The following is a 13,949-nucleotide window of genomic DNA, read 5'->3' as shown; positions in this document are numbered from 1 at the left end:
ATTACAAAGCTTACAAATATTCAAACCCGACAGTTTTTAAAATCTGTCGGGTTTTTTATTTTTAAAACGAATATTTCTCCAATTTCTTTCCTTGAATATCCAAAACCTTTGTACTCTCTTTTGGAACATCTCCTTTTATAACTTCTTGAACTGAAGGATTAGACGGATATTTCCCACCTTTCATTTTTAGAAGATGAAATTTTCCTCCGCTTTCAAATATCAAATCATAAAATTTTTCATTTGATGAAGTGGTTACATAAATTGGAAAATCGGTCACAGTGAAACGATTGATTACCATACCTTCATTCTTCAAAATATAACCTGAACAGCCTCCGCTTCCGCAGAAATAAGAATTTGAAAAACCAACAAAATACTCCTCTTTCTTATCGTTATTTAAATCGAAAGCTTCATAATAGAAAAACCTATCTTCTTTTGCCATTGCGGGCAGATCTTTCTTCAATAAAACCAACAATTGTTTTCGAATTAATTCTACTTCTTTATTATTTTTCTCGGAAACTTCACTTAAATCGGCCGTTCCGCCAAGAGTTTTAGACAAGGTATCTTGAACAATTGTTTTTACAATATTTTTTGAATTGTCTTTGTTTTGGCAAGAAGATAATGCCAAAATCGCAATTAAAATCAGAATTCCATTTTTCATAATCTGATGTTTTAAATTCATGATAATTTACACTAACAATGCTGCTTTATTTTCTATATCATTCTGCGTCAATAATGATTTTATATTATTGAAAGTCACCAATGCAATTTGAGTTAAAGCTTCGTTGGTAAAAAATGCTTGATGCGCTGTTACCAATACATTCGGAAAACTCATTAAACGCTGAATCGCGTCATCTTGAATAATGTCTGCCGATAAATCTCTAAAGAATAATTTTTCTTCTTGTTCGTAAACGTCAATTCCTAAATAACCTATTTTCCCTTCTTTTAAGCCTTCAATAACCGACGATGTTTCTATTAATCCGCCGCGGCTCGTATTGATAATCATAACACTGTCTTTCATGAAAGTCAGTGAAGTTTTATTGATTACATGTTTCGTCTGATCGTTTAAAGGGCAATGCAACGAAATAATATCACTCGCCTTGAAGATCTCTTCTAAACCAACAAAAGAAACGCCGTCTTTTTTCATTTCATCACTTTCAACAATATCATACGCCAAAACTTTACAGCCAAAACCTAATGCTATTTTAGAAAATGCTTTTCCTATATTTCCAGTTCCTATAATTCCAATTGTTTTTCCGAATAAATCGAAACCTAATAATCCGTTTAAAGAGAAATTCTGTTCGCGAACTCTATTATAAGCTTTGTGTGTTTTTCTGTTTAAAGTTAAAATCATTGCCATAGCATGTTCGGCAACCGCTTGAGGAGAATATGCAGGAACTCGGCAAACTTTTATGTGGTGTTTTTTAGCCGCTTCTAAATCGACATTATTAAAACCAGCGCAACGTAAAGCAATTATTTTTACTTTTTTTTCTGCTAATTGTTTAATAACCGTTTCGTTTATAATATCATTTACAAAAACACAAACAATCTCGCATTCTTCGATTAAAGCAACAGTCTGCGGATTTAACTGTGTTTCAAAAAAGTCCAGCTGAAAACCAAAATCTTCATTGTATTTATTGAAAAACGTTTTGTCGTAAGGCTGGGTCGAGAAAAAAGCGATTTTTTTTGCGCCAAGATTTAAGCTCATAATAGTGAATTATTTATGTTTTATTATTTCTAAAATTCCCTTTTGGCAGATAATACAGCCATCCAAAACCAATTAAAAATAAAATAAGCGAACCTATAAATGCTGGAATCAAAATCTCTTTATTATTATCTAATGCATTGTTTAAAGCGGCATACAACAACCAAATTTGGATGCTTACATTTAAGATTAAAACAAATATTAAAGTAGAAAGAATAACATTCAACTTATTTGGATTTGCCTGATTTTGGCTTTTTCTAAATGTACTCATAATATATTTCTTAAACAATTAACTCGCTCTATTTTCAAAAGCTTTTACAAAAATCTTTTCTCCTTTTAAAACTACTTCCAACTGAGGCAACGCTCTTGGCGGAGGTCCTGCAATAACATCTCCGGTCAAAGCATCAAAAGAACCTTCATGACAAGGACAATGAATAATTCCTGTTCCCGGTTTGTAATAAACGGCACACGAAAGATGTGTACATTTTTGTTCAAAAGCTCTAAACATGCCACTTTCTAAATGCACTAAAATATACGGAATGGTACTTCCTTCAATCACAAAACCTCTCGTTCCGCCTAACGGAATATCTTTTACATCGCATACAAAATGTTCGCCCATCACTTCATCAGCTGGCAGTAAATAGGCTTTTGCCGCTACCAATCCGCTACCCACCATTAAACCACCAGAAACCAGCGTAAGGAATTTAGCAAAATCACGTCGGCTAACTTGTGTCGATTCCTGCTTTTTATAAGGAAAATCTTTTTTCCAATTTTCTTTTAAATTATCTTCTTTAGACATGGATTTTAGATTTAGAATATTCGTAATTCGTTGCTTCCCTTCGGCATCATGATATTTACTTTTGTATTTACACGCTCTTTTCCAAATAAAAATGAATTTACAGGCGTACTATTTGGACGCATTTCTTCGATTTGAGCACGAGTACCATAAAATAATGCACCGCTTGGGCAAACCGTAGCGCACATTGGCTTTTTGCCAACGCTCGTTCTATCGTAGCACATATTGCATTTCATCATTAAATCGTATTCTTCCATTTTCTTCGGAACTCCAAACGGACAAGCCATCACACAATTGGAACATCCAATACAGCGTTCTGTATTTGCAGTATGAACTACTCCGAATTCATCTTGCGAAATCGCATCAGCTGGACAAACATTGGCACAAACTGGATCTTCACAATGCATGCAAACCTGAACTGTGGTCTGAATGGTAACGGCACGCTCTACATAATTAACATGAATCATCGATTCTTGGCCATTGGTTTCGCATTCAGAACAGGCCATCTCGCACGCTTTGCAGCCTATGCATCTTTGTAAGTCTACAAAAAACTCTTCGTTTTTATTATAATTAGTCAAATTCATAATTGTTGCTTTTTATAGATTAAACACTTGCATAAGCATTTGATTTGTCTGATGAATTTTCGATTTCTCCCAAAGGTTCCAGCTTACAAGCACAAACTTTGAACTCTGGAATTTTAGAAATAGGATCTAAAGTTCCCGGCGTTAACTGATTGGCAGATTTTTTCCCTGGCCAATGATACGGTACAAAAACAGTATCTTTTCGGATGGTTTCTACAATATTGGCTGGGAAAATTCCTTCGCCTCTTCGCGTAGAAACTTTTACTAGTTCTCTCTGCTGAATATTATATTTCTGAGCCATTTCCGGATGAATTTCCAACAATGGTTCTGGAAACTGATCTACCAGTTTTCCGATTCTTCTTGTTTGTGTTCCGCTTAAATACTGAGACACAACTCGTCCCGTAGTTAATATTATCGGATATTCTTCATCTGTAATTTCTCCTGGCAATTTATAAGGAGCAGGATTAAAATGTGCTTTTCCGTCTGGAGTTGCAAACTTTTTATCTTCCCATAATCTTGGCGTTCCAGGATGATCTTCGGTTGGACATGGCCAGAAAACACCCATATTATCTTCTACTTTTTTATAGGTAATTCCGTTGTAATCTGCTGTTCCTCCTTTTGAAGCAACACGCAATTCATTAAAAATGGCTTCGCTGTCAGCGTAGGTAAACTTATCTTCCTCCCCTAACCTTTTGGCCAATTCTAATAATATTGAAGTATCGGTTCTGGCGTCTCCCGGAGGTGTTACAGCTTGCCGAATTCGGATAACTCGTCCTTCAGCTGAAGTTGTTGTTCCTTCCTCTTCTTCCTGCAATGAACCCGCTAAAACAATATCCGCATGACGGGCAGTTTCATTCAAAAAGAAATCTATCGCAACATAAAACTCTAATTTTTCAAGAGCAGAACGCACATAATTATTGTTTGGAAGAGATACTAACGGATTAAAACAAATCGAAATCAATCCTTTTATTTCACCGCTATGGATCGCTTCTATAATTTCATAAGCTGTAATGCCTTTATGCGGCATATCTTCTTCCTTAATTTTCCAGACATCGGCAATGTATTTTCGATGATCCATATTTTCTATATCACGATTTCCAGGCAGCTGATCACATTTATGACCGTGCTCTCTTCCACCCTGACCATTTCCTTGTCCGGTAATCGTTCCGTAACCGCAATAGGGTCTTCCAATTCTTCCAGTTGCCAAAACCAGATTAATGCATCCCAAAACATTATCGACACCTTTTGAGTGATGTTCGATTCCTCTTGCGTGCAGTAAAAAACTCGTTTTTGCTTTTCCCCATAATTCGGCCGCTTCTTTAATTTTTTCTTTTGCAATTCCTGTAATCTCTTCGGCCCATTCTAACGTATACTCTTTTACAGCATCAATCGTTTCTTGAAATCCTGAAGTATGATTATCAATAAAATCATGATCTAACATATCGTGATCTACGAGATATTTCAGCATTGCACCATACAAAGCAGAATCAGTTCCTGGCCTTACATCCAAATGAATATCGGCCGTTCTTGCTAACGGAATAACACGCGGATCAACAACAATCAGCTTTGCACCTCGGTCTCTGGCTTTCCAAATCCAATGGGTTAAAGTGGGAAACGTTTCGCTGATATTCGCTCCAGCCACTATAATAACCTCAGCATATTCTAAATCGGAATAATTGTTTGAAGCGCGATCTAAACCAAATGCTTTTTTATTTCCTGCGCCAGCACTTACCATGCAAAGGCGTCCGTTGTAATCTAAATTTCTTGTTTTTAAAGCTACTCTAGCAAACTTCCCAACCAAATAACTTTTTTCGTTGGTAAGCGAAACTCCAGACAACATCGAAAACGCATGTTTCCCATATTTTTCCTGAATTCTTTTGATTTCAGAAACGGTTTTATCCATTGCTTCATCCCAAGTAGTTTGTTCAAAACCTTTGCCCTCTACTCTTTTTATTGGATGCAATAATCGGTCGGGATGATTGTTCTGCATATAGCGCTGAACACCTTTTGGACACAAACGCCCTTCGTTGAACGGAAATTCCATCCAAGGCTCAAAACCAACCACTTTATTGTCTTTTACAGATAATTGAATACCGCACTGCATGCCGCAGAAACAGCAATGCGTTTTAACCGTTTTATCTGGTTCATCACGTCCTGAATATCCTTCTTTTGGCGTATAATTCAGATGCGGACCAAATGCTTCAATTATTTTTTCAGTTGATACAGGTAGTTTTGCCATGATTTTTTTTGTTATTTTTTTGTTTCAAGTTTCAAGTTTCACGTTCTGCGACGAAACTTGAAACCTGAAACCTGAAACTATAATTTTATCCAAATAAATTTCCGCCTTCGATTCTTGCTTTTAAATGTGCTTTTGCCAAACGATCTCGTTTTCCTTCGGGACTTAAATCCAAGTGTGAATTTCCTTCATCATCACTAAAATCAAAACCCAATTGTTTGGTTACAATTTTTAAATCATCAATATGAAGCTGTGTTGCAAAAGGTTTTCCTGTTTCTTTACAGATTGCCATTCCTTTTTTCATTCCTTCCTTTTTGTAAATATGCGCTCCAATTTGAGCCGGTCGCTGAATGATGTGGAAGAACTTTCCAAAGGGAATCCATATCAAAAACATAATAACCGTTACGGCATGAATTACGGCTAGAAAATCATACGCGAATCCTTTCATAAACTGATAAGAATAGGTTAGACATAAACCTGTAACCGAAATTGCAATTAATAAAAGAAGTGGCAGTAAATCGCCTTCAAAAGTCTGTGTGGCAATTAACCCTGGATTGGTTAAACGTCTTCTTAAATAATAAAGAGATCCAAAAATAACCAGATAAGAAGACCAGTTTAAGGCATGGAAAGTCAGAAATGCCATGATAGAATCCAATCTGAAATCCATTACTTTAAAACCAAAAAAATGAGCTTCATAAACTGAAATAGAATTGGGTGCCAAAGTAAAATGGATCCATCCAAATGTGAGCGGGAAAGTAATAGCAAAAGCCGAAAAACAGCCAATTGCAATACAAAAGTGAGCCAGCCATCTGTATTTTCCTCTTGGATAAATGAATTTCTGAAAAGCAATATTCTGAACTGATTCTTTTCCTAAGAACCACAAATGCGAAAATACTTTTCCTGTAAAGAGAAAATGAATGCCGCGTTTGAAATACATCCAAGTTGGCGGGCGTTGCAGCCAAACCGTATAGCGATACACAACTCCGAAAAATGCAAACAGAGTTCCGAACAGATAGGTAACCAAAGCCGCATCAAAATTTTGCAATTTTCTTGATCCATAGAAAACCAATACGACCATAAAAACCGAAGCGGCCGTTGCAATTAATAAAGCTTTTGTATTAAATGTTTTTTCTTTCATGACAGATTATTTTCGATCAATATCTTTAGCCATTTCAGGCAGTTTTTCTTTTGTCATTTTCACAATTACACGATGCATCCATATTAAACAAGTTAGAGATAATGCCAGAATAAAAAGCCACGAGCTCGTCCAGAATCCTGTAAATGATAATAAATACCCGAAAATAATAGGCCCGAAGAATCCGCCTAAACCACCTAAGAGTCCGACCATTCCGCCAATTACTCCCACTTCATTAGGAAAATAATCTGGTATATGTTTGTAAACAGCAGCAGAACCAATTCCCCACGAAATTCCTATTAGAATAACCAAAACCAAATACACCCACATATTGGCTTCAAAATGAATTTGTGTAATTCCTTCTGCCAATAAATCTTTCTTTTGCACTTTTTGGTTTTGCTCTACAACCACTTCCTGCCATGTTTTTTTGGATGGAAAAAATTTAGAATGCGGCTGACTTTCGTCTTTCTGGGCGATGTTATATTCTTTATTATCTATTACTATTTTATCTGGCGCTACAGACGTAACTGTTCCTGCTTTGCTAGATAATAACCCGCTTCCTGATGTTGTAATATCCATTTTCGGAAATAATAGTAAAAAGCTTAAAACAACTGAAGAACTCAAAACCCAATACATCACTTTTCTAGCCCCGAATTTATCCGATAAAAAACCTCCAAAAGCACGTACGACACCTGCAGGCAAACTAAAACAAGAAGTAAAGATTCCCCCTAAAACTAAAGTAGTGTGATAGACATTCATAAAATTTGGCAGAAGCCATTGTGAGAAAGTAACAAACGACCCAAATACTAAGAAATAATAAGTTCCGAAACGCCAAACACGCACACTCTTTAAAGGCTGTAATAATTGTTTTACCGTTTTGGACTGTGCTTCGATTTTTTTGTTTTTGGCAAAAATCAGAAATACAATTCCCATCAATAATAAAGCAGAACCGTAGAGAATAGGCAGCCATTTCCAACCATTTTCGGGATCGCTTTCTGAAAATGTACTTAATAAAGAAGGTGCAAGAAATGGTGTAATTGAGGCTCCTGCAGTTCCCATTCCGAAAATTCCTAAAGCCCTTCCCTGCCATTCTTTCGGATACCAAACAGAAGTTGATGCTACGCCTACAGCAAAACTAGTTCCGACCATTCCGAATAAAAAACTTAAAATGGCAAAAACAGTAAAAGAAGTTGCAAAGGGTAAAAGAAACAATGGAATTGAGGCCAAAATCAATAAAGCAGAATGCACAATTTTACCTCCAAACTTATCAGTTAAAATTCCCATTGGCAATCTCATAATCGATCCTGTAAGAACAGGAATCCCTAAAAGCCAGCCGATCTGTACAACACTCCAGTTAAAAATTTCCTTATCAACTAAAAAAGTGACCAGTACTCCGTTGAGTGTCCAGCATGCAAAACAGATTGCAAATGCCAAAGTGTTTAAAAAAAGGATGCGGTGGGCTTGGGAAAGATCTGCCATAGAATAAAGTATTAAATTGTGTTTTTGAAAATCTATTACTGAAATATGGGAATCATGGAAATTGCTTTTACTAAACAACAAAAAAGCAATAGTTTACTAAAGTTAAAAAAAATATCCAAAGCAAAGCACTTACTGTCAAATATTTAGCGTTATAATAATCTTATTTAAATTCATTCTTAGAAAAACTGGTAATCAATCTGTTAAATAAAACACAATTTCAAAAGAGTGATTAAACCTGTTTTAATTAATAAAGTCTAATCTGTAAACAATTAAAAAACTTGAATATGAAAAAATTATTTATTGCAGCTATGTTATTTGTTGGAATAGCAAGTTTTGCACAAGAAACGGATCAAAAACCGGCGCGTGAGCAAAGAGAGAGAATGACTCCGGAACAGCGTAATGAGAAACAGCTTCAAAAACTGACTACAGAATTAAGTTTAGATGCTAGTCAGCAAGCACAGGTAAAGCAACTTTTAGCAGATAGAAGTGCAAAAGCTGAAAAATTTAGAGAAGCTAGAAAAGAAAAAAAGGATAGCAACACAAAACCAACTGCTGAAGAAAAAGCGGCTTTCAAAAAACAAATGGAAGACGAAGTTGCAGCAAATGATGCTAAAATGAAATCGATCTTAAAAGCTGATCAATACACAAAATGGAAAACCCTTCAAGAAGAGAAAAAAGACAAAATGAGGGATAAAATGAAAGAGCACAAAAAAGATAAAATCTAATTTGATGCATAAAAAAAAGAGGCTTTTAAAGCCTCTTTTTTGTTATTTAAAATGTTTTTGATACTTTATCAATTGCATTGATTGTAAAATCTAAATCTTCGTAAGTCAATGCATCTGTAATAAACCACGTTTCGTATGCAGATGGCGCGATGTAAACTCCTTCTTGCAATAATCCGTGGAAGAATTTCTTGAATGTTTCGTTGTCTCCTTTTGCAGCAGTTTGGAAATCGGTAACTGGATTGGCATCAAAGTGAACCGAGATCATAGAACCAACTCTATTGATTGTAAACGCAACATTATTTGCTTTTAAAACTCTATCAATTCCCGCTTCTAAATAAGCTGTTTTTTCTTCTAAACGAGTAAAAACTTCTCTGTCAGAATCAAGTGCTTTTAGCATTGCCAATCCCGCTGCCATTGCTAACGGATTTCCAGATAATGTTCCCGCTTGGTAAACTGGTCCAAGAGGCGCTAAATAATTCATAATTTCTTCTCGTGCCGCAAAAGCCCCAACTGGCAATCCGCCACCAATTACTTTTCCGAAAGTTACAATATCAGCATCAATTCCATATAATTCCTGAACACCACCGCGAGCCAAACGGAAACCTGTCATTACTTCATCAAAAATCAATAAGATTCCGTTTGCAGTACACAGATCTCTTAAACCTTGCAAGAATCCTTCTTGAGGAGGAATACATCCCATATTTCCTGCAACTGCTTCAATGATAATCGCAGCGATTTCTCCTTTATTAGCTTCGATTAAAGTTTTTACATTCTCTAAATCATTGTATTTGGCTAACAAAGTATCTTTTGCTGTTCCTTCTGTTACACCAGGACTATTTGGCGAACCAAAAGTTACGGCTCCACTTCCTGCTTGAATCAAAAATGAATCCGAATGTCCGTGGTAACAACCTGCAAATTTTACAATTTTATCTCTTTTTGTAAATCCTCGAGCCAAACGAATTGCACTCATACAAGCTTCTGTACCAGAATTTACAAAACGTATTTTATCAATATTTGGAACCATAGAAACTGCCAAAGCAGCGATTTCAGTTTCCAATTCTGTCGGCATTCCAAATGAAGTTCCCAGTTTTGCTTTTTCGATTACAGCATCAACAACTGGCTGATAAGCATGACCTAAAACCATTGGCCCCCAAGAGTTGATGTAATCTATTAATTTGTTTCCGTCTTCATCATATAAATAAGCACCTTTGGCACTTTTTACAAAAATCGGAGTTCCGCCAACTGCTTTAAAGGCTCTAACTGGTGAATTTACTCCTCCCGGAATTACTTTTTCTGCTTCAGCAAAAAGCTGACTACTTCTTTTATATAACATTCTTATTTTAGATTTTAGATTTTAGAATTCAGATTTTAGATTAAAACTGAAAACCTATTTTAATTTCTAGATTAATTTCAACAGAACTGAAAACTGCCACTGAGACTGAACACTAAAACTTGACCACTTAATTACTTAACCTTAAGCCTCTGCCCAATCGAAATGGCATTATCAGTCAGATTATTTTTTCTTTTTAAATCCTCAACCAATAAATTGAATTTCTTTGAAATCGAATACAATGTATCTCCTTTTTGAACTTCGTATGAATTTGGATCGTATTGATTCATATTGATCTTTGGATCAGAAGCGACATCATAAGATGATTTTTTTGGTGGAGCCGAAGTATTAATTGGCACATAGTTTCTTCCTGTCACCTGACAATCATATTGATGTAGATTATAACGTTCAATATAACTAATTAACTTGTCTGGATATTTCGGATCTGTTGCATAACCAGCTGCTCTTAATCCTTTTGCCCAAGATTTATAATCGTCTTTTTCGTAGGTAAATAACGTTGCATATCGTTTTTTTCCAACCAAAAACAAAGCATGATCTCTATAAGATTCTGATGCCTGAGGATATTTTCTGAAACATTCCTGAGCCGAATCATCGTCGTGGCGAACACTTTCTCCTAACCAATCATTATGACATTTTATACCAAAATGATTATTAGCATCTACAGCCAAATCTCCTCTTCCTGCGCCCGATTCTAAAATTCCTTGCGCCAGAATAATACTCGCTGGAATTCCGTACGTTTTCATGTTTCCCATTGCAATATCTTTGTACAGCAACACATAATTAGTAATCAAATCGCTGGTAACAACTGTTTTGGAAGTAGATTCAATAACCTCAGTTGTATTATTTGTAGAAGGGTAATTTTTACCGATTGGCTTAACAGGAGTACTTCTTTTTGTCGCTGCCGTTCGAGATTGAACTGCTGCCGCTTTTTTAGTCGTCGCGATAGCAGGCTTACTAGAAGAGCAGCTTGCTAAAGCTAATATTACGAGAAGTAATACAATTTTTTTAATCATTGGTTTTTAGTATTGGTAATTTCTTCTGCTTCAACTTTATATTCATTCCGTCAATTCCCTGCAATCCGCCTGTGTGAATGAGTAGAATTTTTGAATGTGCAGGAAAATAATTTTTGCTGATTAAATCTATAACGCCAAAAACCATCTTTCCTGTATAAATTGGATCTAAGGGCACTTTATTTTCTTCAAAAAAAGCATTAATAAATTCGATTAATTCTAAATTTATCTTTCCATAACCTCCAAAATGATAGTCAGAAATTAAATTCCAGTTATCTTTTTTTGCAAAAATACGAATTTCATCGGTTAAAAAGTCACCTTTTAACGCTGGAAAGCCCAAAATTTTCTGATTTTGCAGCGAACTATTAATTAATCCCGAAATCGTGCCGCCTGTTCCAACTGCACAGCAAACGTAGTTGAAAGTCAAATCTTGTTCTGTTAAAATCTCCTCGCAACCTTTTACTGCCAATTCGTTTGTACCTCCTTCTGGAACCAAATAAAAATCTCCAAATTTATCTTTCAACTTTTGTATAAAAGATTTTTCACCTTTCAAACGATACTCTTCTCTTGAAACAAATTCAAATTGCATTCCGTTTTCTTGGGCAAATTTCAAAGTTGGATTCTCTTCTATTTTATCTAAAAGTTCATCGCCTCGAATTATTCCGATGGTTTTGAAACCTTGTTCTTTTCCCGCATAAGCAACTGCTGCAATATGATTGGAAAATGCTCCGCCAAAAGTCAGTAAAGTGGTTTTATTTTCGGCTTTCGCCTGAAGTAAATTGTATTTAAGTTTTCTAAATTTATTCCCCGAAACAAAAGGATGAATGAGATCTTCACGCTTTATAGTCAACGAAATATCATTCGGAAATTGAATATTGATGGATTGATTGAAAACTGGATTCATTTTAATTTAATGTAATGTAGAAACTGGAAAAAAGATCTGTTTTTCAGATAATTTAAATCGGTTTCTTTTGTGTAAGCTTCTCTTTCAAAACTAATATTTCTATACGCTACATCTTTGTTTTTGTATTGAATTAAACGAATTAAAAATTCCAGAACATACCAAATAAAGAATGGCAGAACTAGCATTTCTAGCTGTTGTCTCAAATGTATTTTTTCATGATTTACAAAAGTCCCGTTTGCTTTATCAAAATCATATTTAACTAAAACGAAAGGAAATAAAGCCATTCCTCGATACCCTTTCGGAATTAAATATTTAGCAACAATCAGAAACATTGGCTGTAAAATTTATAAATTTGTACCTATAAAATTGTTCGATTTCAATAAAATCATAATCAAATATTTATATTTTTGATTTTAGTTTATCCGAAAAAGAACCCGAAGCAGATTTATGAAAGAGCAAAGTAATGAAAATAAATTAATCGAAGGCGAAGATTTTTACTATACGCCCGAAGGTTACAAATGCTTTACTGAAAAACATCATTTAAAACGTGGTTATTGTTGCAAAAGCGGTTGTCGCCACTGTCCGTACGGATATGATAAAAAAACAGGAAGAATAAATAAAAATTAGAATACCACAAGATGAAGGTTTTTATCAATAAAAATATACCAGAAGCTGGCATTAAATTGCTTCAAGACAAAGGCATTACCTTTACAATAAATCCAACAGAAAATGTGTTGTCAAGAGAAGAGTTTATAAAAATCTGCCAAGAACATGATGCACTGCTGAATGTTGGAGCAAACAATTTTGATGAAGATTTTTTTCAACAATGTCCTAATTTAAAAGGAATCGCTTTATTTTCTGTCGGATTTGATTCTGTCAATATTCCATCGGCAAACAGCAGAAAAATTCCTGTTGGAAATACGCCCGACGTTTTAAGCAGAGCTACATCGGATGTGGCTTTTTTATTGATGCAAAGTGTTGCGAGAAAGTCATTTTTCAATCATAAAAGAATTTTAAACAATGATTGGGGTAGTTTTGACCCTTTGGCAAATTTAGGACAGGAACTTTACGGTAAAACACTGGGGATTTTCGGTTTGGGAAGAATTGGTTTTGAAATGGCTAAAAAATGTAAGGCCGCATTCGGAATGAACATAATTTACCACAATCGTTCTCATAATGAAATTTCCGAAAAAGAATTGGATGCGAAATATGTAGATTTTGAAACGTTACTTGCAGAAAGTGATGTTTTAAGTGTTCATTCGAATTATACAGAAGAAAATAACGAAATTTTCAATAAAAATGCTTTTGCTAAAATGAAATCTAATTCGATTTTCATCAACACTGCAAGAGGAAAATTTCAAAATGAAAATGATTTATTTGAGGCGCTAACGAATAGTATAATCTGGGGCGCAGGATTGGATGTTACCAATCCTGAACCAATGAAATCAGACAATCCGTTATTATCACTTCCTAATTGTTGCATTTTACCACATATTGGCTCTGCAACTTATGAAGCTAGAAATACAATGGCGATTTGCGCGGCTCAAAATATTATTGCGCTTTTTGAAAATAAAAAAATGCCGTTTTGTGTTAATGAGGAAATTTATATTTAAAATTCCAATTTTTTAAATTCCAAATTCCAATTTAAAATCAACAATCTAAAATCTAAAATCTAAAATTATAAATGGATATTCGTTCAAGAAAGTTTAAGATTACGATTTACAAATCGTATCATAGGTCGGATATCCGTTATCCCTAGTTCATTTTAATTAGAAAATGTGACAATTTGCCAATGAGTCAATTTGAAAATGAGGTAATTAAAATAAATTTTAAATCTAATTTCGTCGGCTAATATTTCGCTCCTCTGGAGCTTTTATATTGGGGTTATTGTTTTTCTATAAATATTTCGCCTTTCCAAGGCTTTTTTTATCAGCTCCAGAGGAGCTAAATATTTATAGAAGCAATTAACCGTCAATCACATTTAAGCCCCAGCGGGGCGGCATAATTAAAAAAACAAAAATTAATCTGTT

General features: G+C 34.9%; 15 protein-coding genes. 3 read left to right on the top strand and 12 right to left on the bottom strand.

Annotated features, from left to right (window positions below):
- Window positions 1–61 precede the first annotated feature (61 nt).
- The 8 genes from ACFO3N_RS15500 to ACFO3N_RS15465 form a co-directional block, all read right to left on the bottom strand.
- Complete coding sequence (locus ACFO3N_RS15500; RefSeq protein ID WP_379799113.1) at window positions 62–658, bottom strand: hypothetical protein; 597 nt, start codon at window positions 656–658, stop codon at window positions 62–64.
- A 27-nt stretch (window positions 659–685) separates the two neighbouring features.
- Window positions 686–1,705, bottom strand: coding sequence for a 2-hydroxyacid dehydrogenase (locus tag ACFO3N_RS15495; RefSeq protein ID WP_379799111.1), 1,020 nt, complete (start codon window positions 1,703–1,705; stop codon window positions 686–688).
- A gap of 13 nt (window positions 1,706–1,718) precedes the next feature.
- Complete coding sequence (locus ACFO3N_RS15490) at window positions 1,719–1,973, bottom strand: DUF6755 family protein (RefSeq protein ID WP_095928740.1); 255 nt, start codon at window positions 1,971–1,973, stop codon at window positions 1,719–1,721.
- An 18-nt stretch (window positions 1,974–1,991) separates the two neighbouring features.
- Window positions 1,992–2,501: a QcrA and Rieske domain-containing protein gene (locus ACFO3N_RS15485; RefSeq protein WP_379799109.1), complete on the bottom strand. Its 510-nt coding sequence runs from the start codon at window positions 2,499–2,501 to the stop codon at window positions 1,992–1,994.
- Window positions 2,502–2,512: 11 nt separating this feature from the next.
- The gene (locus ACFO3N_RS15480; protein WP_379799107.1) at window positions 2,513–3,082 is read right to left on the bottom strand and encodes a 4Fe-4S dicluster domain-containing protein; all 570 of its coding nucleotides are present in this window, start codon (window positions 3,080–3,082) and stop codon (window positions 2,513–2,515) included.
- A gap of 19 nt (window positions 3,083–3,101) precedes the next feature.
- Window positions 3,102–5,318, bottom strand: a complete 2,217-nt coding sequence (locus ACFO3N_RS15475; protein WP_379799105.1) for a molybdopterin oxidoreductase family protein — start codon at window positions 5,316–5,318, stop codon at window positions 3,102–3,104.
- Window positions 5,319–5,403: 85 nt separating this feature from the next.
- Entirely contained in the window at window positions 5,404–6,453 is a 1,050-nt protein-coding gene (locus ACFO3N_RS15470; RefSeq protein ID WP_379799103.1) for an MFS transporter, read from the bottom strand.
- A 6-nt stretch (window positions 6,454–6,459) separates the two neighbouring features.
- On the bottom strand, window positions 6,460–7,929 hold the full coding sequence (locus tag ACFO3N_RS15465) for an MFS transporter (protein ID WP_379799101.1): 1,470 nt from the start codon (window positions 7,927–7,929) through the stop codon (window positions 6,460–6,462).
- 284 nt (window positions 7,930–8,213) lie between these two features.
- Here ACFO3N_RS15465 and ACFO3N_RS15460 point away from each other — a divergent pair, with 284 nt between their 5' ends.
- Complete coding sequence (locus tag ACFO3N_RS15460) at window positions 8,214–8,654, top strand: hypothetical protein (RefSeq protein ID WP_379799232.1); 441 nt, start codon at window positions 8,214–8,216, stop codon at window positions 8,652–8,654.
- A 46-nt stretch (window positions 8,655–8,700) separates the two neighbouring features.
- Here ACFO3N_RS15460 and hemL read toward each other — a convergent pair whose 3' ends face one another.
- The 4 genes from hemL to ACFO3N_RS15440 form a co-directional block, all read right to left on the bottom strand.
- Window positions 8,701–9,987 carry a glutamate-1-semialdehyde 2,1-aminomutase gene (hemL, locus tag ACFO3N_RS15455; protein WP_250833893.1) on the bottom strand — a complete coding sequence of 429 codons (1,287 nt, stop codon included), beginning with the start codon at window positions 9,985–9,987 and terminating at the stop codon, window positions 8,701–8,703.
- Between the two features lie 131 nt (window positions 9,988–10,118).
- Window positions 10,119–11,018 carry a glucosaminidase domain-containing protein gene (locus tag ACFO3N_RS15450; RefSeq protein WP_379799099.1) on the bottom strand — a complete coding sequence of 300 codons (900 nt, stop codon included), beginning with the start codon at window positions 11,016–11,018 and terminating at the stop codon, window positions 10,119–10,121.
- Window positions 11,011–11,919, bottom strand: coding sequence for a 1-aminocyclopropane-1-carboxylate deaminase/D-cysteine desulfhydrase (locus ACFO3N_RS15445; RefSeq protein WP_379799097.1), 909 nt, complete (start codon window positions 11,917–11,919; stop codon window positions 11,011–11,013). Before ACFO3N_RS15445 ends, ACFO3N_RS15450 begins: the two co-directional genes overlap by 8 nt.
- Complete coding sequence (locus ACFO3N_RS15440) at window positions 11,916–12,251, bottom strand: hypothetical protein (protein ID WP_379799095.1); 336 nt, start codon at window positions 12,249–12,251, stop codon at window positions 11,916–11,918. Before ACFO3N_RS15440 ends, ACFO3N_RS15445 begins: the two co-directional genes overlap by 4 nt.
- 115 nt (window positions 12,252–12,366) lie before the next feature.
- Between ACFO3N_RS15440 and ACFO3N_RS15435 the strand changes: the two genes are divergently transcribed.
- Both ACFO3N_RS15435 and ACFO3N_RS15430 read left to right on the top strand, forming a co-directional pair.
- Window positions 12,367–12,546, top strand: coding sequence for a DUF5522 domain-containing protein (locus ACFO3N_RS15435; protein ID WP_095928730.1), 180 nt, complete (start codon window positions 12,367–12,369; stop codon window positions 12,544–12,546).
- Between the two features lie 11 nt (window positions 12,547–12,557).
- On the top strand, window positions 12,558–13,532 hold the full coding sequence (locus tag ACFO3N_RS15430; RefSeq protein ID WP_379799093.1) for a 2-hydroxyacid dehydrogenase: 975 nt from the start codon (window positions 12,558–12,560) through the stop codon (window positions 13,530–13,532).
- The last annotated feature ends 417 nt before the right edge of the window (window positions 13,533–13,949 follow it).

Origin of the sequence: Flavobacterium chungangensis, from assembly GCF_042654045.1 — a bacterium.
GTDB lineage: Bacteria > Bacteroidota > Bacteroidia > Flavobacteriales > Flavobacteriaceae > Flavobacterium > Flavobacterium chungangensis.
The sequence above is the reverse complement of the archived record's forward strand: the minus strand, read 5'-3'. Positions and strand labels throughout refer to the sequence as shown.